The organism is Aldersonia sp. NBC_00410 (assembly GCF_026342035.1).
GTDB lineage: Bacteria > Actinomycetota > Actinomycetes > Mycobacteriales > Mycobacteriaceae > Aldersonia.
This window is the reverse complement of the sequence record NZ_JAPENM010000001.1, coordinates 752,397-772,098: the sequence shown is the minus strand read 5'-3', so window position 1 is coordinate 772,098 and position 19,702 is coordinate 752,397. Positions and strand designations below refer to the sequence as shown.

Sequence of the window (19,702 nt, the reverse complement as noted above, 5' to 3'; positions counted from 1 at the left end):
TCACAACTGGTCCGGGAGGACGGGGGTGATGATGTCGAGCACCTTCTCGGCTTCGGCGCAGGCTTGGTCGATGGTGGTCAGGGCGTCGGGCTGAGTTATTGGCGGCGGGACGTATCCCACTCGGATCTGGAGAGTGCCGGGGGGAATGTCGATGCTGATGATGCACATGTCCGAGACTGCGGAAGCATCTCCGATCGAGACGTCGTGTCCGGCAACGGTGCGCGGCTCGCGTTCCACCAACCGATCGTCGGCGACCACGTCCTCGTACGGTTTGCCCATCACGTAGATCCCGGCGGAGTAGCCCGGGTTGTCGTGCGCGAATCCGCAGCTCAGTTCGGGATACGGGGTCGTACGGTCCGGGCGTCGTCGAGGCGTGTCGTATCCGCCAGCGGCCAATGCGGTGGCAAAGGGCTCACAGGGGTCCAGGCTCACCGCGACGGTGGTGACGGTAGTAGCTGGGCTGGCGGCGTTGTCCGTCTCGCCGGAACAGCCGGCGGCGAGCGCAGCGATACCAGCGAGAATGCTTACGACGCTCGCGATGCGCTTCACTGGTCGATCGCGATCGCGATCGCGATCGAGCCGAGTTTGCCGTCGGTCGCTGCGTCGGTGGCGAGATAGGCGTTGCGGGCGGATTGCAACGCGTCGCGGAAGTCGGTCACCCAGGTGATCAGGGACGCGATGTAGCCGACGGCAGAGCTCTGTTCGGGGATGCTGCCGCCGCCGCGCGCCTTGTGCTGGTATTTCGTGAGGAGCTGCTTGGCTGGCTCGAAGCCGTTCTCGCCGATTCCGAGCGACTCCACATACAACTCGTCACGTGCTCGCTGCTGCAGATCGCTGAGGGCCCTAATGTGCTTCTCACAGTTCGCAATAACCTCCTGCAGCCCGTCCGGATCCATCGTCAGGTCCTGCCCCGACTCGATGTACTGGTCGATGGTGCGCTTCAACGCCGGCGCGGGTGCGACCGGCGGCGTCGCGGTGCCGGCCGAGAGCAAACCTTCGAGCGTGGTCGTGGTGGACGGAGCCGAGGTGGTCAGCGAGGTCAGATAGTCATCGACATTGCCGGGAGTGCTCATCGCGATTGTCCCTCCTTCAACTCTTCCGAGGCCCGCTCGAGCAGCCCGTCGACGATCTGGCTGAGGCGCTGCGGGTCGGCCGGCGCCGCGCGGGTGCGATCACGCGGCCCGATCACGTACCGACCGTCGCCGGCGATGTCGATCCAGCGCACCTGGCCCGTCTCGGACTGCCGCCCGTACCGCGGGCCCGACCACACCCGGATCGTGCCATCTCCGGCATGCCGGGTTGCGAGCACCTGCTCGAGGCGAGCAGCCCGGCGGGAGACGGCGACGGTCGTGGTGAATCCGCGCGGGGAGTCTTCGGCAGGTTCGGTGGGGCCTTTGAATTCGCTGGTTCCGCCGGCATTGGGTGGCAGCACGCCGACGATCTGGCCGGCGAGTCGGCCCGCCGGCCCGAAGCCGAGCGTGACGTCGCCGCCTTGTTCGTCGTCGGGTCCGGGCTGCTGCACCGCGATCGCCGCGTATCGCTGCGCCTGCGCGCCGATCACGCGGATCCGCGCATTCGCAGCGGTACGGCCCGACACCGCGACATGCACCTCGGGGTTGGCGAGCACGCTGACGGCGGCCCGCATCCGCTCGTGCTCCGAACCGGCGAACGCGTCACGCACCTGCTGCTCGAATCGTTCGGCATCGTCGCGCCAGGTGAACCCGGAGACGATGTCGAACGGGAACGGATAGCGATCCAGGCCGGTGCCGTACCAGAGCGCGCCGAACTGGGCGGCCCCCATTTTCCAGTTGATCATGCGCCGATCACCGGGGGCGCGATCTTCGGCATCTCACCGATCAGCTCTTTGCCGTTGTCGACGGTCACGAGGTAGCCCGGCGAGCGGTGCTCCTTGTCCTCGTCACCCTTGCCGCGGGCACCGTGCCCGCCGGCCATTCCACCCATGCCTGCCGCACCGGCACGACCGACACCTGCTGCGGCACCGATTGCGCCACCGCCGCGTCCGCCGGACAGACCCGCACCGCTCGGACTTCCCGCCGACGGCGCCGCGAGTTTGCCACCGATCGCGGCACCACCGACACCGCCTGTGCCCGTGTGCGAGCCGACGCCGCCCGATGCGGATCCACCGGAACTGCCTGCGCCCGAACCGGATCCGACTCCGGTACCCGTACGCGAGGAACCGTCGGCGCTCGCCGGGCTGGTCGCGTCCGCCGAAGCGGGGCTCGTTGCGGAAGGGTCGGTCAGTGACGACGGATCGGTTGTGTCCGAGGTGTCCGCGGTGTCCGCCGCGGTGGGATCCCCGGATGTGTCGGTCGGGTCGTCGGTACCGGGCACATCCGTTCCGCGGTTACCGTCGCTGTTGCTCGGCGTGCGGGAGTTGGTCGTGCCGTCGTTGCCATTGTTCCCATCGCCCCCGGCACCGCTGATGACCGGCTTGCCGGGGGTGGGCGACAACGAGCCCGGCGCCGTAAACCCCGGCACCGTGCCGTCGGTGGTGACCAGGTTCGTGTTGTAACTGGTCAGTGCGGCGCGGGCCTCACCCTGGCGCCGGTAGTACTCGTCCTCGGTATCGGTGTCCCAGGGCGACACCTTGTCCCAGAAGCCCTTGTCGATCTTCTCCGGAACCCCTTGTTGGACAGCACTTACCGCACCGGCAAGTTCGGTCAACGTCCGCGCGACCTCTTGGAAGGCGCCCGCGCCCTGGTCCGCAGTCGGCGCGTATTCCTTGGTCAACGCCCCCGTGGCGAGCGTCCCGGCCTTGCTCTGCCAGGTCTCCCCGAGCTTCGTTGCCGAGGTTGTGGAGAACTGTGTGATCTCCGCATGGATGTCCTTGGCCAACGCTGCCCATCCGGCGTCCAGACCGCCCGGCCCCGCTGCCGACATGGGCTGTACGAGCCCGACGATCTTGCCCAGACTCCACCCGTCCACGGCCAGCGCGTGGACGTACTGCGGATCGGGACCGCCACCCGATGTACTCATTACGATCCCCCCGGATCATCGACCGCCGCAGCGGTAGCCGTCATACCCCCCCGCCCGGTGATGCGTCGTGCGAGACCACATCGGGGCAGGCGAATACTACCCGGCGCATGCGAAGCGTTCCGACCTGCGACGGTAAAGTCGCTCCGGTTCGGGGGAGAACACTTCGGGGGGAGTACCGGCATGAACGCGCCGTCGGGCGGCCACGCGCCGCCGCACGCACCGCGTCGCAAATGGGCGATCGCCGGGCTCACGCTCGCGCTCGTCGTTGTCCTGGCTGCGCTGGTGGTGCTGACGAGGGTCGCGCTCGACGCTTCGCGGTCACGGGCAGCGGTCGGACGCACCGACCCCAATCCAGTTGTCACCGTTGAAGAGTCGTATGCGGCGACCGACGATTCGGTGACCACGCCATCGCTCCCGATGTCTCCAACCAGGCCGCCGGTGCCCGCGGGCCCGCGCCCGGTCGCCGCGACCGCGGCGAATCCGCTGATGGCCGACCTCGGCATGCCGGACGGCGGGTGCGTGCTGCCGCCGTGGTCGAAGTACGAGAAGGGGGTCATGGACTTTCTTCGGGCCGGTCTGAACTGCCTGGACGCGCGGTGGCGGCCGATCATGGCGCAGCTGAACCTGCCGTGGCGTCCACCCGCGCTCGAGGTGACGTTGGAAAGCAAGACGACGCCATGTGGCGGCAGCAGGCTCGATCCGTACAACAGCTACTACTGTTCGGCGAACGACCTCATCACCGTGGTCCCGGAGAGTTATCTGAGCACGCCGGACGGCATCGAGTTCTCCGCGGCGACCGCGATGGCCATGCTCGCGCACGAGTACGGGCACCATCTGCAGTACCTCAGCGGGATTGGTCACGCGTCACGGGCGAGGGAAACCGCCGCGGGCGAGCACAGCCCCGAAGGGCTCGAACTCAGCCGTCGGCTCGAACTGCAGGCCCAGTGCCTGGCCGGGATCTTCTACGGCGCGACGTTCGGTGCGACCGCTGTCGAATTCGCCGTACGCGACGCCTACCGCCGAGGGGACGGGCCCGGCCGCGAGCCCGACCATGGGCAGCGGGCGAACGTGGGCGCGTGGTTCGAGCATGGCGTCACCAGGAACCGGCTCGCCGATTGCAATACCTACACGGCGGAGCCCGACGCCGTCGGCTGAGCGGTCAGAGCCTGCGTGAGCGCAGCTCGTGGCCTTTCGAGGTGAGGCAGCGTCCGCTCGTCAGATCCCATTCCCAGCCGTGCAAATTACAGGTGAGCCGCTCGCCCTCGATGACGCCGAACTTGGTCAGGTCCGCCTTGAGGTGCGGGCAGCGGCGCTGCACCTCCCAGCCGGCCACCTCGATCGAGGCGGTGTCGTCGTGGGCCTCGGCGAACCAGCCGTCGGCGTAGGCGATCCGCTCGTCGGTGAGGCATTTGAAGAACGTGTAGAGGAATTCGTTGTAGCCGCCGATGCGCCAGGCCTCGAAGCGGGTGGACAGAAAGATGCTGTTGACCCAGTCCGGTTCGTTGTCACGCAGCACCGTGCGAACCAGTTCGGGGGCGATGCGGAAGCCGTACCGGTACTTCTTGTCGTCGGGTGCCGGTGCACGGACCGTGCGGGTAGGGAAGTCCAGGACCACGGTCTCGGATCCCAGCTCGAGGGCCACCGCATAGCCGATGCCGTCGCAGATCAGGTCGCTCTGGCGCATCAGCGGCTCGAACCGGTCGCGCAAAGGCCCGAGTAGCGGCTCGCCAGCCGCCGGTGCCCACCGCGCCTTCTCGGACGCGATCACCGGGGCAGCCCGCCGCGCCATGTCCTCGATGTAGTCGGCCTTGTTCGCGAAGATCGCCTTGACCTCGCCGTCCGGGATCGGGTGGGTGAGCGTGAGCTCGCCACCGCGCAGGTCGGCGACCGACCCCGGGATCATCAACAACCCGTTATCGGCGCCGTGCAGGTTCATCTGCTCCAGGAACACGAGCTGGTCCGGGAAGATGTTGCCCTCGTCGCCGCGGTCGTCGTTGAGGTAGCGCAGATCCGCGTCGAGGAACACCGGCGGCCCGGCCGACGGCACCACCCAGGTGGCGTCCACCTGCTCGATATAACTGCGTGCCCGGTCCATGCCGCGCTGGCGCTTCTGCTTGCCGAAGACCGTTTTGCTGCGCTCGGGGATGTCGTAGACCATCGGGTACCAGATCGCGCCCGAGAACTGGACCAGATGGATATCGAGCTTGCCGAACGCGTCGTGTACGACGTCCATATCCATCGGCCGCGAGTCGTTCATGTTGAAACACGTGGTCTCGCCGTCGGACACGACCAACCCGGAGTCGCCAATCGGCCCGTCGGCCGGTGCGCGCAGCGCGACGATCATGATGTCGAGACTGCCGAGCTTGTTGGTGACCCGGTGCTTCACCGAATCCTCGGTCTCCAGGAACTTGTGGAACCCGAGGGCCTCCAGCTCGCGGCGCAGGTCCGGGACCGGGTAGTCCGGCAGCAGCACGGTGGCGTCCTTGTTGACGTGCTCGGCCAGCGTCGCCGGATCGAAATGGTCTTTGTGCAGGTGGGAGACGTAAAGGTAGTCGCAATCGCCGAGCGCGTCCCAGTTCAGCAAGGTGTTGTCCGGGAACGGGAACCATGAGGCGAAATAGGCAGGGTTCACCCACGGATCGCACAGAATCGATCCTGCCGCCGTCTGGATATGAAATCCGGCGTGCCCGACGCTGGTGACCTGCATGGTGTTGTCGGATTCCTTTCCGTTGCCATCCCGAACAGGGGACTACTCTACGTCGCACCGGAAATGGCCGTCCGTGACGCGACCCGGTGCCAGCACCGTCCGATGTGCCCCGAACGGATAGGCTCACTCGTTGTGGATCCCGTTTACCGGACGGCTATCGGCCTCGCCCGCGCCGTCTTCTTTCTGCAAGGCCTGACCTTCACCGTGCACGGCGCGGAGAACGTCCCCGCAAAGGGCGGCGCGGTGATCGCGATCAACCACACCGGCTACATGGACTTCACCTACGCCGGGCTGCCCGTCCGGACCCCGAAGCGCTACATCCGCTTCATGGCGAAGAAGGAAGTGTTCGACAACAAGATCTCCGGTCCGATCATGCGCGCGCTCAAGCACATTCCGGTGGACCGCGGAGCGGGCGCGGACTCCTACCGCGCCGCGGTGGACGTCCTGCGCAAGGGCGAACTCGTCGGCGTGTATCCCGAGGCGACGATCAGCCGCAGCTTCGAGATCAAGGAGTTCAAGTCGGGCGCTGCGCGGATGGCCATCGAGGCGGATGTGCCGATCGTGCCGGTCGTGATCTGGGGTGCGCAGCGGGTGTGGACCAAGGGCTTCGACAAGCACCTCGGACGCTCGAACACACCGATCTCGATCGCCGTCGGGGAACCGATCGCGCCGTTCGAGCCCGCCGCCGAACTCACCGCACAGGTGCGCGCCACGATGCAGGAACTGCTGGCGGGTCTGCAGCAGGACTACCCGCATCCGGCGGGCGAGTACTGGGTGCCGGCGAAGCTGGGCGGCAGCGCGCCCACGCTGGAGGAAGCCGATCGGATGGACGCCGAGGAAGCCGCGGCGAAGGCCAAGCGGCGCGCGGCGAAGGCCACCGACCAGGGGGAGTAGGAGCAGCCGACCAGGGCGAGTAGGAAGCAGCCGACCAGGGGAGTGACCGCGATGAAGCGCGAACCCGTCTACGACGCGTTGTCCGTGCTGGTGCAGACGGTGATCGCTGCGCAGGGTCTGCGCATCGCGATCACCGGCCAGCGCAACATGCCACGGTCGGGTGGTGCGGTGCTCGCGGTCAACCACACCTCGTACGTGGACTTCTTCGAGGCCGGGCTCGTCGGCCGCAAGTCGGGCCGCAATGTGCGCTACATGATGAAGGCCGAGCTCGAACGCAATCCCGTCGTCGGTTTCCTGATGCGGCACTGCAAGGCGATCGGCGTGGATCGTGAGGCAGGCGCCGAGTCCTATGGCAAGGCAGTGAACTCGCTGCGCGACGGCGAGATCGTCGTCGTGTACCCGGAGGCAACGATCAGCCGCAGCTTCGATCTCAAGGACTTCAAGACCGGCGCGGCGCGGATGGCGCTGGAGGCAGACGTGCCGATCGTCCCGATGACGATCTGGGGTGCGCACCGGGTGTGGACCAAGGGCTTCCCGCGCCAGCTCGGCCGGCATAAATTCCCGGTGAATATCGTTATCGGTGAACCGATTCCGCCGCACGGGACGGTCGACGAACTCACCGTCGAACTGCGTGCCGCGATGTCGGTGCTGCTCGACAAAGCGCAGACCGGATACCCGATGGAGCCCGGCGCACCCTGGGTCCCCGCGCGGTTCGGCGGCAGCGCACCGGATCCGGCGACCGCGAAGGAACTCGAGATCGCGGAGTTCGCCGCCCGTCGGGCGAAGGCCGCAGCAGCGCTCGCCGCACCCCGGAAACCGCGCCGCCGCACCCTCTTTTGACGGGATGAACGGAACCGTTCAGTCGAACAGATCGACTGAACGGTTCCGTTCAGTCGATTGGACGCACCAAATCTTCCATTCACACCTTGGCGGGTGCGCGACCGGACCCGCCCGCAACGGAAAGTTCGGAGAGCTCTTGCGCCGCCTCGCGCAGCGCGGCGACATACGCCTCGCGCTCGGCGCCCGGCACCGCGGGGCGCAACGGCGCCAGCTGCACCTCGAAGCCGGGCAGTGCGTCGTCGAACACGGGCGCGGTCAGGTAGCTCACCGGCAGCGCGGCGTCCGAATGCAGTTCGGTTGCGGTGTACGGACGCGACGTGAGGCTGGCGAGTTGGCGCAGCACCCGGTCGCGCAGTTGTGGCCGCAGGACGTCGCTGCCGACCACAGCGAGCAGATCCGCGAGCACGTCGACGAGGCCGACGTCGTCGGCGACGGGACGAAAAACCGCGCACCCGAATTCGCGCACGGTGCCAAGCAGTTCGATGCCTGCGCGGCGCGGTGCCGGTGCGGTGGCGAGCCAGGCGTCTCGGTCGTCGCGCTCCCGCCACGGCATGACCGCCGCGCCCGCTGGATACGCCAGCGGAATACGCTGTCCCACAGACAGTCCCGGCACAATCCGCAAACCGGCATGGTGTTTGGCGACCACGGTGAGCCGGCGCGGTTCGATGCGGCTCAGCGTGACCCCACACCCCGCGCGTGCGGCAAGCGCGGTGAGTACGTCGTCGACCCCGGCAGGGATGGGCGGGGCGGGAACGTGTAGGCCGGACAGTGCCGGACCGAGGCGGTAGCGCAGTTCGGAATCGCGGATGGTCCATCCGGCCGCGGTGAGCTCGGTCAACACGGCGGTGGCGGTCGCGCGCGCGGCGCCGGTCGCCTTCGCGATCTCGGCGATGGTGTATCCGCGTGCGGATTCGGTGAGCAGCGCGATCACGTCCACGACGCGCCGGGTGGGCGGCGAGGAGCTGTGCGGTGCCATCGTCCCTCCCTTGTCGTCACGTCCCGTCGGCGCTACTGTGCATCGACTATTCGGCGATTGCAAGTCGAATATTCGACGGTAAGCGATTGCTTAGGGAGTGAAGCCAGCGATGATTCTCGACAACTTCCGGCTCGACGGGCAGGTCGCCGTCGTGACCGGTGCCGGCCGCGGACTCGGCGCCGCGATTGCGCTGGCATTCGCCGAGGCCGGTGCCGACGTCGTGATTGCGGCGCGAACGGCCGCCGATCTGGACAAGGTCGCGGGCCAGGTGGCCGCCGCCGGGCAGCGGGCGCACGTGGTCGCCGCGGACCTTTCCGACCATGAGGCCGTCGCCGCGCTCGCGCAGGCCGCCGTGGACGAGTTCGGCCGGCTCGACATCGCGGTCAACAATGTCGGCGGTGCCATGCCGAAGCCGCTGCTCGACACCACGAACAAGGACCTCGCCGCGGCGTTCTCGTTCAACGTGATCAACTCGCACGCGTTGCTGACCGCGGCGGTGCCGAAGATGCTCGAGACCGCGGGCGGCGGTTCGATCATCAACATCACCTCGGCTGTGGGTCGGCTGCCGGGCCGGGGCTTCGGTGCCTACGGCACCGCGAAGGCCGCGCTCGCGCACTACACCAGGCTCGCCGCGCTCGACCTCTCGCCGCGGATCCGGGTCAACGGCATCGCACCGGGCGCGATCCTCACCTCGGCGCTCGACATCGTCGCGGGCGTCGATGAACTGCGTAAGCCGATGGAGGCCGCGACGCCGCTGCGCTACCTGGGCGACCCGTCCGATATCGCCGCCGCCGCGCTCTACCTTGCCTCGCCTGCCGGTCGCTACCTCACCGGAAAGGTGCTCGAGGTCGACGGCGGACTGAATACCCCGAACATGGAAATGCCACTACCCGATCTGTAGGAGGAATCGAATGAGTCTTCGTGTCGCGGCCTGGGGCATCGGCAACGTCGGAAAGCACGCGCTGACCGGAATCATCAAAGACCCGCGGTTCGACCTCGTCGACGTCGTCGTCTCCTCGGAGGCGAAGAATGGTGTGGACGCCGGCGCGCTCGCCGGACTCGATGTCGAGACGGGCGTCCTCGCGACGACCGACAAGGCCCGCGTACTCGCGGACAAGCCCGACGTCGTTGTGTACACCGCGATGACCGACAACCGCCTGATGGAAGCGCTCGAGGATCTGCGCGCGATCCTCGCCGCGGGCGTCAACGTGGTGGCCAGCGCACCGGTGTTCTTGCAGTACCCGTGGGACGTGCTGCCTGCGAACCTGCTCGAGCCACTGGAAAAGGCAGCAGCCGAGGGCAACTCGTCGATCTTCGTCAACGGTATCGATCCCGGCTTCGCCAACGACCTGCTGCCGCTTGCCCTTACCGGCACCTGCCAGCGGGTCGATCAGGTGCGCTGTATGGAAATCGTCGACTACGCCACCTATGACAATCCGGCGGTGATGTTCGACATCATGGGCTTCGGCAAGCCGCTCGACGAGACGCCGATGTTGTTGCAGCCGGGCGTCCTGTCCTTGGCCTGGGGCAGTGTGGTCCGCCAACTCGCAGCCGGTCTCGGTATCGAGCTCGATGCGGTCACCGAGGTCCACGAGCGGCTGCCCGCACCGGAATCATTCGACATCTCGTCCGGCAAGATTGCCGAAGGCACCACCGCCGCAATGAGGTTCGAGGTGCGCGGTGTGGTCGGTGACGAGATCCCGGTCGTGCTCGAGCACGTCACCCGCACGCGGGCCGACCTCGCACCGGACTGGCCGCAACCGGCGCAGGAGGGCGGCTCGTACCGGATCGAAGTCACCGGCGAGCCGAACTATGCACTCGACCTGTGCCTGTCCAGCTCGCTTGGCGACCACAACCACGCCGGGCTGGTTGCCACCGCGATGCGTGTGGTGAACGCCGCCCCGGCAGTCGTCGCAGCGAAGCCGGGCATTCGCACTACGCTCGACCTCCCGCTCATCACCGGCCCGGGACGCTGATCCCGGACTGAGCACCGCGAAGCGCCCGTTCCACCGAAGTCTCGTGGGGCGGGCGCTTCGCTGTGCCTAATGGTGAGTGTGGGTGCTGGTGTCGCTGTCGAGGGCGATCGCGGCCCAGATCGCGAAGCCGTACAGGGCAAGGATTCCGAGGCCGAGGATGGCCCACAGGATGAGGGAGATCTTGCCCAACGACTTGGTCTGGTCGGATGCGCGTTGGGCGCCGGCGTAGTCGCCCATCGACCAGAGTGGAAACACCCGCGAGGAGTGGTTGAACGCGGCGAATGCCAACGGCCAGAAAAACACGACGGTCGCAGCGGCCCAACCGGCGTTGATCGGCGGCAACGCTGGGCGAGGGTGGTGCATCGGTCCACCGGGGACGTTGCTCGGGGCGGGGGTCTGGAACTGATTTGGGTACAACGATTTTCCTTCCAAGCAAGGAGTTTCCGAAGGCTCGACATCGCGCCTGTGCTCGCTTGGATGCGGCTCGCGCTCGGTATGTTCCCGCTACCCGTTACCAGCCCTGTGCGCGCTATCCCAGCGGGACATTCACGAAGCTGGGCGCGTCGGGGTCGAGCAGCAGGTGCTGCTGGGCGAGTGCGCTCTCGTTCAGCAGCGGCCGCAGCGGCGTGCCCTTCGGGAAGTTGCTTGCGTAGATATCCACCCGCAGCCGATGCCCGGGTGCCAGCACGGCATCGGTCGGAGTCAGGCCGACGTCGAGTTGCGTTGGTTGCCCCGGGACGACCGGCTGGCGCGATGCCAGGGTGAGCGTGTTGTACGGGTCGGTGAGATCGCCGTTGGCCGAGTACCGACTGTGCGACGGATCGACCTCGCGCAATGACGACGTCAACTGCCCGGTGGTGAGCACGACCGAGGTGCCTTCGGGCGCAACATCGTTGAGGGTGGCGGTCCAGAAACCATCGGTCGCGTCGTGCACGGTGTTGAGATGCACGTTGATCGGCCCGGAGATCGGCGTCGGTCTCGTCACCGGTGCGGCGGTGAAGGTGAGCCCGTCGAGTTCCTGTGGCCGGGCATCGCGGCTGCAGCCAACCAGCACCGCGGACGCGCCTGCGGTGATGTAGGCGGTGTCGCGGGAGCAGACGCTCGTGACGCCGGGGCCGATCGTGAGCTGGTTGGTGCTCGAGGGCGGGGTGGGCAGCAGGCTGCCGTCGTACTGGCTATGCGCGGCAGTCCCGCTGGGCGCCGCCGACAGGTACATGCGCTGGTAGCTCGTGCCGGGCCGGGGAAACGCGCTCGTCGTGGTCCACCCACCGCCCTGCTGGAACAGATTGACCGGGCCGTAGCGGTCGATGCCGTTGTCGATTCCCTTGAGCCACTTGTCGAACCACGCGCGCTGTAGCACGTCTGTGCGCGGCGGAGCGCCCGGTTCGCCGAAGCCGCTGCTCGCCGAGATGTGATAGGTATCGCCCATCACCAACTGCTTCTGCCCGGGCGGCAGCGGAATCTCGTTGTAGATGCGCGGCTCGCCGTTGGCGAACAGATCGTGCCAACCACCGATGATGAAGGTCGGAATCCTGATCCTGCTCGCTTGCCCGAGCCAGTCCTGGCGTATCGAACTGACGTCGGTGAGCAGTTCCGCGAGGTTGGGCGGCACGGCGTCGATGGTCGGTGTGGTGAGCGACGCGAGGACCAGGTCTACGAAGGTGAATGGACTGGCGATCCGATCGGAAAGCCATTTCCAGTCGAATCTTCCGGAAGCCAGCGCGCTTACGTCGGGAATCATCTTGGTGCCGTTGACCGCGAGCAGCCACGGGACGAGGAAGGCGACACCGACCATGCCGCCGGGCGCGACGATGTCGCGCATCAGGTCGTTGCCCGGGACGACCGGGAAGATCGCCTCCAGATTTGGGGGGTGCTTGGCGGCGGCCTGCACCTGGTTGATCCCGGAGTAGGAGGCGCCGGTCATGCCGACTTTCCCGTTGGACCACGGTTGGGTGCCGGCCCAATCGATCGTCTCCACGGTGTCCTGCTGCTCGCGGGCCTGGAAGACGTTCCAGACGCCCTGCGAGAACCCGGTGCCGCGCACGTCGGCCACGACCTGCGTGTAGCCGCTGCGGACGAGTTGGCGATCGACGGCGAAGTTGCGTGCGAAACCACCACCGAGGGCCTGGGTGAGTTCGGTGATTCCCGCGAACGGTGTTCCCGACAGGTCGAACTCGCGGGCGTACTTCATCAAGGCGTCGGAGAAGCCGGGAATCGACAGCGTCGCATCCGCCACCGCCGACACGAGTTTCGTGTACGCGGTCATGTTCAGAATCGTCGGCAGTGGGGTGTCGATCGGCCGGCCGGACGCATCGGCGGGACGGTAGACATTCGCTTTGAGCACGACACCGTCACTCATCGTGATCGGCACGTCCCAATCGATGTGAACGTTCGGATACTGCTGCGGGCCATCTTCGACGGCCGTCCAGGTGGCGCCGAGGTTCCCCGCATCGGGTGTCATGATCGGCGCGGCCGATGCCGTCGCGCCGGCGAAGACCAGTGCGGCCATTGCCGGGGCGCCCAAGCGAACTGCCCAGCGACCGACGAATCCACCAGCTCCTAATGCGGCCACTTTCCTGCGGTCCCTCCGCGATGTGCGGCGCCGGTGCGCCGCAACTGTCACCGGCCACGGGGGTTGTCGGTGCGAGTCGGTTAACGGTAAATAGCGCACCGCAATGATAACGATCCGAACGTCACAAGATCGCGATTCGGTGAAATCGCGAATCCCATGGTCGTGGCTAGGCCGCCCCGTCGAGTGCGTGCAGGTTCCGCGCGGTCTTCGACGTCCTGGTCTCGTGGGGATCGGGATAGGTGCGCAGCACGCGGTCGGCGGTGCCCGAACTGGTGACGGTGAACCAGTAGTGCTCGTTCTTGAAGTGGTGGTGGCGGTGGTTGCGCCACACCGCGCGGTAGGGCGCGTGCCTCGGCTTGTAGTCGGTGTGGATGAGGTAGTGAATCCACTCGTAGACCATGAGGAAACTCAGTGCGGTAACCGAGAACGTCAACCCGAATGCGAGCCCGACGCTGCGGAACGCGAAGACCCCGATCAGGACGAGCGCCGGGAGCAGCCAGAGCAGCACCTGCCACGGCACGAAGATCAATGAAATGATCCGCGGATCGACGTGGTGCTCACGGTGTTTGCGGGACACCAGTGGATCGATCCCGAGCCCGACGATGCTCCGCGGCTTCCAGTGCAGCAGCGCCACATGGATGCCCCATTCGATGAACGGGAAGGCGACGAAGAAAATCACCGGGATCAGGAGATCGCGGATCTGCCAGTCGCCCAACGCGATCCGCGCCACGATGGCACCGGTCAGTGTCGTGACGATCAGCCACGGCGACGGATGGCGCAGGAACTCCACGAACGCGGCGGGGAGAGTCTCGCCGATCCGGGCGCGCGATCGATCTGCCCGGCGGGTGGTCATGGCATTTTCTCCAGCGCATCGAGTGCGGTCAGCATTGTGAAGGTGGCGGGTTCGAGGAGGTCGCGGGCGGCGGCGGCGGCCGCGGCGGGCTCGCCTGCGCCGATTGCATTGGCGAGCGCGTGGTAGGCCTCTGGTCTGCCGACCTCGGCGTCCATCACGAATGCCATCGCCGGCAATACCGGTTCGTAGGCGGCGCGCAGCGTGTTGAACATGAGCCGGAAGGCGATGGAGTCGGCGGCATCGACGACCCGATCCCAGTAGGACATCGCGATGAGCTGGCGCTGCACCGGATCGGTTGCCGATTCGAGTTCATCCACGAGCCGGCGAAGTGCCGTGGCCGCGTTTTCGTCGGCGCGCAGGGCCGCGAGCTCCGCGACCTTCGGGCCGTTGTGCATCCGCGCCTCGAGCATGCTGCGGGCGACGGAGACGTCGAGCCCGCCGCTGCGGATGAGCAGCTGAGGAAGCAGTTCCATCCCGGCGTGCCGGCGGTAGTCGCGCACGGTCGTCGCATCGCCCTGACGGACCTCGACGAGCCCGGCGGCCGACAGTCGCTTGATCGCTTCGCGCACGGTGGGTCGCGAAACACCCAGCACTTCGGCGAGCCTCCGTTCGCTGGGCAGGGCCTCGCCGGGCCGGAAATCACCGTCGAGGACCTTCGCGGCGATCTGCTCGAACACCTCCTCGGGCACCGAGCGCCGATTGACCGGCTCCAACGTCATCCGACGAGTGTGGCCGGGCGGTGGCTGTAGGTCAAGTGGTCAGACCAATTCAGCTCGGATCGGATCCGCCGATCGCCGACCACCAGATGGCCGCGCATGCGCCGACGATGGTCGCTCCGGCGAAGGCTGCGATCCCGCCACCTGCGACGAAGACCCACAGGACGCCGAGCAGCGGCGCGCCGACCGCGGACTGCGCATCGAGCAACAACCTTCGACCGATGTGGTTGGCGGCCAGCCCGCGAGCCGTTGCGTCGGGCGCGCTGCGCGAAGGATTGTCGATCAGCCGGCCCACCGGCTCGGTACTGCGCGGCCGCCCCGAGGCCAGGAACCGCCGGCCGTCCACCGTCACGACCCGCGCACCCGCGGTCCCCGCCGTCGGCGACGGCAGGGCGATCAGGGCGGGATCGAAATACACCGGTAGCCAGTAGGTCCGCTCGTCGTCACGCATTTCGAGCCAGGATCGGCTCGAGAGTCGGTGCTGCACGCGCACCCGGCGCACCCGCACCGGCCGGGTCTCGGGATCGGTCCGCGTGCCCGCGAGACGAACACCGGTCCAGCCGGCGACGACCAGCACGACCACGGCCAGCGCCGCGACCTCATCCGCGTTGCCGAATGGTACGAGCGCCAGGCAGAGCAAGATCGCCGAGATCGCCGTCCCAGCCGGGTAGCGCAGGGCCTGCGGAAGCACCTATTTCAGGAAGCCGATGATCGTGTAGTCGTAGGATGCCAGCCCTGCCGCGCCGAAGTTCGCGAGATTGTCACGCACGCCCACGTTTCCGGGCGCCTGTACGAGTGTCATCGAATGCCCCTCGGCCCAGACCTGCCGGTCGACTTCGTTGGCCATTTCGGTCGCCTTCTGCGGGTCGAGCTCGGACGTGGTGCGCTCGATCAGATCGTTGAGTTCCGGTGAACCGATCCGGCCGTAGTTGCCCTGCAGATCGTCCGGATTGTAGGCGTAGATCTGCGGCAGACTGCTGATCGGGAATGCGTCGCCGGCCCACGACCATTGCGCGATGTCGAAATCGCCGGGCTGGATGACATCGGTGAAATAGCCCTGACCGCTGCGGGTATCGATGTTCAGCTTCACCCCGATCTGTGCGAGGTTCTGCTGAATGATCTGCGCGATCTGTACCCAGGTCGTGGACTGGTACATCACGTCGCGGATCTCGAGCCGGCGACCGTCCTTCTCGCGGAACTCGCCATTGCGCTTCCACCCAAGCGCGTCCAATTCCTGTTCTGCGGCAGCGGGATCGTAGCCCGGGGCATTGTCCTGATAACCGTCCTGTCCGCGCAGGTAGACGTGATTGTTCAGCGGCTTTGGATCGGCCACCATGCCGTTCTGCATTGCGGTGGCGATGCCTTGGCGATCGACGGCCTTGATGATCGCTGTCCTTAGCCGGGCATCTTCCATGATGGAACCCGGAGCGCCGTTGAACGTCACATGCGAGAACTGATTTCCGGGCGCCCGGCGCACCACGACTCCGGCCGAGTTCTGCGCGGTCTTCAACTCGTCGACGGTGGCGAGGCCGACCGCGTCGATCTCGTTGTTCTGCAACGCCGGTACGCGCGCCGCGTCATCGAGCACACTGAACGTGATGGTGTCGAGCTTCGGAGTGTTGCCCCACCACAGCGGATTCCGGCCGAGGGTGATGCGGTTCTGGCCGCGATCGAGGTTGGCCACCATGAACGGTCCTGCCGTGAGCGTAATCCCGTTTGTCAGCGACGTGTTGAATGCTTCCGGGGTCGAGGTGACAGATTTGGGGAACAGCATCGAGTTTCCGGCGAATTGGCCCTGCCACTCCGCATACGGTTGGGCGTAGGTGAGCACGGCCTGCCGGTCGTCCACACCTCGTTCCACCTTCTGCACTCGCTCGAAGCCGCTGGTGTTCGCGATGAGGTAGGCGGGGTCACGGCCACTGAGCGCATTCGCCTGTGCCGCAATATCTTCCCAGGTGATCGGTGTACCGTCCGACCACACTGCCTTCGGGTTGATCGTGTAGGTGACGACCTGAGGATCGGAACTGGTCAGTTCGACGTTGGTGAAATAGTCGGTGTTGAGGGAGAGCCCCCCGGCCGCGTCGGTTTTGAACGACCTGGGCAGCATCGGTCGCTCGAGACTGCCGATCTCGCCATTGGCTCCGTCGACCGACAGGTTGTTCCAGGTTTCCGGCCACGCGGAAAGGGACAGTCGCAGATTCCCGCCGTCCGCGACGAGGTCCGGATCGGTCGGGTTGATGTCGTTCGTTGTGCCGAGCGAGCCCGAGGCGTCGCTCGAATCGGCCGTGTCGCCACCACAAGCGGCCAGCAGGAGAACGAGCGCGATCAGGGGTGCAACAAACCGAAGACCTGGGCGCATTGGCTTCCTTCCTGCCTGGGGTAGGGGCAGCGTAGTCGCTGAGATCCGGCGGTCATAGCTGTGACGCTGTCGGAATCGCCGCGAGCAACTCACGGGTGTATTCGTGTTCGGGCGCGTCGAAGACTCGCTCCGCCGGTCCCTGCTCGACGAGCTTGCCGCGGTACATAACCGCCACATCGTGGGCCAGATTCCGGACCACCGACAGGTCGTGCGACACGAATAGGTACGACATCCCGAGGTCGGCCTGCAGTCGGCGGAGCAGGTTGAGCACGCCCGCCTGGATCGAGACGTCCAGCGACGACACCGGCTCGTCGAGCACCAACAGTTCCGGATCGAGCGCGAGTGCCCGCGCGATATTGATGCGCTGCTTCTGCCCGCCCGAGAAGTCGGCCGGGTAGCGGTCCGCATGTGATCGCTGCAATCCGACGAGATCGAGCAGCTCGGGCACCCGACGAGCGATCTCCCTGCGCGGCCGGCCGTCGACCCGCAGCGGTTCGGCAATCAGGTCGAAAACCGGCAACCGCGGATCGAGCGCCGCGGTCGGGTCCTGGAAGATGATCTGCATCCGCGGTCGCAGGGCCCGCCGCTGCGCGCGCGTCAGTGTCGCGACATCGTGCCCGAGGACCTCGATCGATCCGGACTCCGGTGCGACGAGGTCCAGGATCTGAGTGAGCGTCGTCGACTTGCCCGAACCCGACTCGCCGACGAGCGCCAGGGTCCGGCCGGCGCGCAGCTCGAAGCTGATCCCGTCCACGGCGCGGACCTCGCCGCGCTGCCGCTTGAACACCAGCCCCGAGGTGATCGCGTAGGTCTTGGTGAGGTCCTGCACGCGCAGCACCACGCGATCCCCGTCACCTTCCGGAACCTCGGGCATTTCGGCAGCCTCGCGTCGGAAGGCTGCGAACAACGCGTCGCTGCCGAGTTCGTCGGTGCGCACACAAGCCGCGAGGTGGGTTTCCGTGGATTCGGGTACCTGCTCGAGCGGTGGTTCCGCGGTCACGCAGCGCGGTTCGGCCAGCGGGCAGCGCGGGGCGAACGAACAGCCCGGCGGCAGGGCGTGCAGCTGCGGCGGCGCGCCCGCGATCGGCACCAGCGGCGCCCGCGCCGGAGCGTCCAGTCGCGGGATGGAGCCGAGCAGACCTGCGGTGTACGGCATCCGCGGCTGGGAGAAAACATTTGTCGCCGTGGCAGACTCGACGATCCGGCCCGCATACATCACCATGATCCGGTCCGCCAGCGTCGCGGCGATCCCCATATCGTGCGTGATCATCACGACGCCGGCGCCGGTGATATCGCGCGCCTTGCGCAGCAAGTTGAGGATCTGGGCCTGCACCGTCACGTCGAGGGCCGTCGTCGGCTCGTCGCAGATGATCAGTTCCGGATCGTTCGCGATGGCCATCGCGATCACCACGCGCTGCCGCATCCCGCCGGAGAACTCGTGCGGAAAAGCCTTGGCGCGCAATGCCGGATCCGGGATACCGACGAGATGCAGCAGTTCCACCGCACGCTCGGCGGCCTCCGCGCGATTCGCGGCCCGGCCGTGCACCAGCAGGGCCTCGGCGATCTGATCGCCGACCCGGTACACCGGCGTCAGCGCCGAAAGCGGGTCCTGGAACACCATGCTCATCGACGCGCCGCGCAGCGCGGACAGTTCCCGGTCGCCCATGCCGAGTAGTTCGCGCCCGCGTAATCGGATCGATCCGGTCACCCGGGCGTGCTCGGGCAGCAGTCCGAGCACGGCCAAGGACGACACGGATTTGCCGGAGCCGGACTCGCCGACAATGCCGACGACCTCGCCGTCGTCGACGCGGTAGTCGACCCCGCGCACGGCCTCGACGCGGCCTTCTTCGCTCGCAAAGCTCACCCGCAGATCGGAGACCTCGAGCAGTGGTTGACTCATCGGCGAGCCTTCCGCGCGCCGGTTGCGCTGGGGTCGAACGCATCCCGCAGCCCATCGCCAATGAGGTTCGCCGACAGCACGGTGATCACCAGCAGTCCACCGGCGAACATGAACAGCCACGGATAGGTCAACGCCGACGCGGTACCACTCGCGATGAGCGAACCCAACGACACGTCCGGCTGCTGAACACCGAAACCGAGGTAGCTCAAACCGGTTTCGGCGAGGATCGCGGCGCCCACGTTGAGCGTGGTGTCGATGATGAGGATCGAGGCGATGTTCGGCACGATATGTGTCGCGATGACCCGATGCGCCGGCGCACCCATATATTTTGCGGCGCGGACGAATTCGCGATCCCGAAGCGACAGTGTCATGCCGCGCACGATGCGGGCGGTGATCATCCAGCCGAACACGCTGAGCAGCACGATCAGGAAGAAGATCGACCCGCTGGCCTTGGTGCGCGGGCTGAACACCGCAATGATGATGAAACTGGGCACCACCAGCAGCAGGTCGACCACCCACATGACCACCCGGTCGGTCCAGCCACCGAGGTAGCCGGCCAATGCACCCACGGTCGCCGCGAGCGCGGTGGTGAACAGTGCCACGCACACCCCGATGATCAGTGACTTCTGCAACCCACGCAGGGTCTGCGCCAGCACATCCTGGCCGATCTGGTTGGTGCCGAACGGATGCTCGCGACTCGGCGGCTGCAGCAGTGCCGTGTAGTCGAGTTCCTGATAGTCGTAGGGCAGAAACGGCGGCAGTAGGAAGCTCGCGAACAACAGCAGGACCAGGATCACCGCGCCCGCGATTGCCGGTCGGTTGCGCAGGAAGCGCCGGCGCACCAGCGTGCGACGACCCGCCGCGGCAACATCGACCTCGCTGTGGGTGACGATCTCGACTTCGCTCATTGGT

19 protein-coding genes are annotated in these 19,702 nt (G+C 66.9%); 5 read left to right on the top strand and 14 right to left on the bottom strand.

Annotation, left to right across the window (positions count from 1 at the left end; genetic code table 11):
* The 4 genes from OG921_RS03600 to OG921_RS03585 are packed head-to-tail and all read right to left on the bottom strand — an operon-like array spanning position 1 to position 2,997.
* Complete coding sequence (locus OG921_RS03600) at positions 1–549, bottom strand: DUF3558 family protein (RefSeq protein WP_266110955.1); 549 nt, start codon at positions 547–549, stop codon at positions 1–3.
* Positions 546–1,073, bottom strand: a complete 528-nt coding sequence (locus tag OG921_RS03595) for a hypothetical protein (RefSeq protein ID WP_266110954.1) — start codon at positions 1,071–1,073, stop codon at positions 546–548. The genes OG921_RS03600 and OG921_RS03595 overlap by 4 nt, the downstream gene beginning before the upstream one ends.
* Positions 1,070–1,816, bottom strand: coding sequence for an ESX secretion-associated protein EspG (locus OG921_RS03590; protein WP_266110953.1), 747 nt, complete (start codon positions 1,814–1,816; stop codon positions 1,070–1,072). The genes OG921_RS03595 and OG921_RS03590 overlap by 4 nt, the downstream gene beginning before the upstream one ends.
* A complete protein-coding gene (locus OG921_RS03585) occupies positions 1,813–2,997 on the bottom strand; it encodes a hypothetical protein (RefSeq protein WP_266110952.1) in 1,185 nt (394 codons plus the stop codon). The genes OG921_RS03590 and OG921_RS03585 overlap by 4 nt, the downstream gene beginning before the upstream one ends.
* Positions 2,998–3,177: 180 nt before the next feature.
* On the opposite strand from OG921_RS03585, the gene OG921_RS03580 reads away from it, so the two are divergent.
* Positions 3,178–4,152 carry a neutral zinc metallopeptidase gene (locus tag OG921_RS03580; RefSeq protein WP_266110951.1) on the top strand — a complete coding sequence of 325 codons (975 nt, stop codon included), beginning with the start codon at positions 3,178–3,180 and terminating at the stop codon, positions 4,150–4,152.
* Between the two features lie 4 nt (positions 4,153–4,156).
* On the opposite strand, the gene OG921_RS03575 is transcribed toward OG921_RS03580, so the two are convergent.
* Entirely contained in the window at positions 4,157–5,704 is a 1,548-nt protein-coding gene (locus OG921_RS03575) for an MBL fold metallo-hydrolase (protein ID WP_266110950.1), read from the bottom strand.
* A gap of 132 nt (positions 5,705–5,836) precedes the next feature.
* Here OG921_RS03575 and OG921_RS03570 point away from each other — a divergent pair, with 132 nt between their 5' ends.
* Together OG921_RS03570 and OG921_RS03565 are read left to right on the top strand one after the other, a co-directional pair.
* Positions 5,837–6,598, top strand: coding sequence for a 1-acyl-sn-glycerol-3-phosphate acyltransferase (locus OG921_RS03570; RefSeq protein WP_266110949.1), 762 nt, complete (start codon positions 5,837–5,839; stop codon positions 6,596–6,598).
* Positions 6,599–6,649: 51 nt separating this feature from the next.
* Positions 6,650–7,438: a 1-acyl-sn-glycerol-3-phosphate acyltransferase gene (locus tag OG921_RS03565; RefSeq protein ID WP_266110948.1), complete on the top strand. Its 789-nt coding sequence runs from the start codon at positions 6,650–6,652 to the stop codon at positions 7,436–7,438.
* 79 nt (positions 7,439–7,517) lie between these two features.
* On the opposite strand, the gene OG921_RS03560 is transcribed toward OG921_RS03565, so the two are convergent.
* Entirely contained in the window at positions 7,518–8,414 is an 897-nt protein-coding gene (locus OG921_RS03560) for a helix-turn-helix domain-containing protein (protein WP_266110947.1), read from the bottom strand.
* Positions 8,415–8,523: 109 nt separating this feature from the next.
* Here OG921_RS03560 and OG921_RS03555 point away from each other — a divergent pair, with 109 nt between their 5' ends.
* The gene (locus OG921_RS03555; protein WP_266110945.1) at positions 8,524–9,315 is read left to right on the top strand and encodes an SDR family oxidoreductase; all 792 of its coding nucleotides are present in this window, start codon (positions 8,524–8,526) and stop codon (positions 9,313–9,315) included.
* 10 nt (positions 9,316–9,325) lie between these two features.
* Positions 9,326–10,390, top strand: coding sequence for a diacylglycerol kinase (locus tag OG921_RS03550; protein WP_266110944.1), 1,065 nt, complete (start codon positions 9,326–9,328; stop codon positions 10,388–10,390).
* A 66-nt stretch (positions 10,391–10,456) separates the two neighbouring features.
* On the opposite strand, the gene OG921_RS03545 is transcribed toward OG921_RS03550, so the two are convergent.
* The 8 genes from OG921_RS03545 to OG921_RS03510 all read right to left on the bottom strand — a co-directional run bounded on the left by OG921_RS03545 (position 10,457) and on the right by OG921_RS03510 (position 19,698).
* Positions 10,457–10,807, bottom strand: coding sequence for a CD225/dispanin family protein (locus tag OG921_RS03545; RefSeq protein WP_266110942.1), 351 nt, complete (start codon positions 10,805–10,807; stop codon positions 10,457–10,459).
* 112 nt (positions 10,808–10,919) lie between these two features.
* A complete protein-coding gene (locus tag OG921_RS03540) occupies positions 10,920–12,899 on the bottom strand; it encodes a CocE/NonD family hydrolase (RefSeq protein ID WP_266110940.1) in 1,980 nt (659 codons plus the stop codon).
* Positions 12,900–13,128: 229 nt separating this feature from the next.
* On the bottom strand, positions 13,129–13,815 hold the full coding sequence (locus OG921_RS03535; protein ID WP_266110938.1) for a sterol desaturase family protein: 687 nt from the start codon (positions 13,813–13,815) through the stop codon (positions 13,129–13,131).
* Complete coding sequence (locus OG921_RS03530) at positions 13,812–14,534, bottom strand: FadR/GntR family transcriptional regulator (protein WP_266110936.1); 723 nt, start codon at positions 14,532–14,534, stop codon at positions 13,812–13,814. The genes OG921_RS03535 and OG921_RS03530 overlap by 4 nt, the downstream gene beginning before the upstream one ends.
* A gap of 49 nt (positions 14,535–14,583) precedes the next feature.
* Positions 14,584–15,222: a hypothetical protein gene (locus OG921_RS03525; protein ID WP_323182660.1), complete on the bottom strand. Its 639-nt coding sequence runs from the start codon at positions 15,220–15,222 to the stop codon at positions 14,584–14,586.
* Positions 15,223–16,890, bottom strand: coding sequence for an ABC transporter family substrate-binding protein (locus OG921_RS03520; RefSeq protein WP_266110935.1), 1,668 nt, complete (start codon positions 16,888–16,890; stop codon positions 15,223–15,225).
* Positions 16,891–16,942: 52 nt separating this feature from the next.
* Positions 16,943–18,790: an ABC transporter ATP-binding protein gene (locus OG921_RS03515; RefSeq protein ID WP_266110934.1), complete on the bottom strand. Its 1,848-nt coding sequence runs from the start codon at positions 18,788–18,790 to the stop codon at positions 16,943–16,945.
* Complete coding sequence (locus OG921_RS03510) at positions 18,787–19,698, bottom strand: ABC transporter permease (RefSeq protein ID WP_266110933.1); 912 nt, start codon at positions 19,696–19,698, stop codon at positions 18,787–18,789. The genes OG921_RS03515 and OG921_RS03510 overlap by 4 nt, the downstream gene beginning before the upstream one ends.
* Positions 19,699–19,702: the final 4 nt, after the last annotated feature.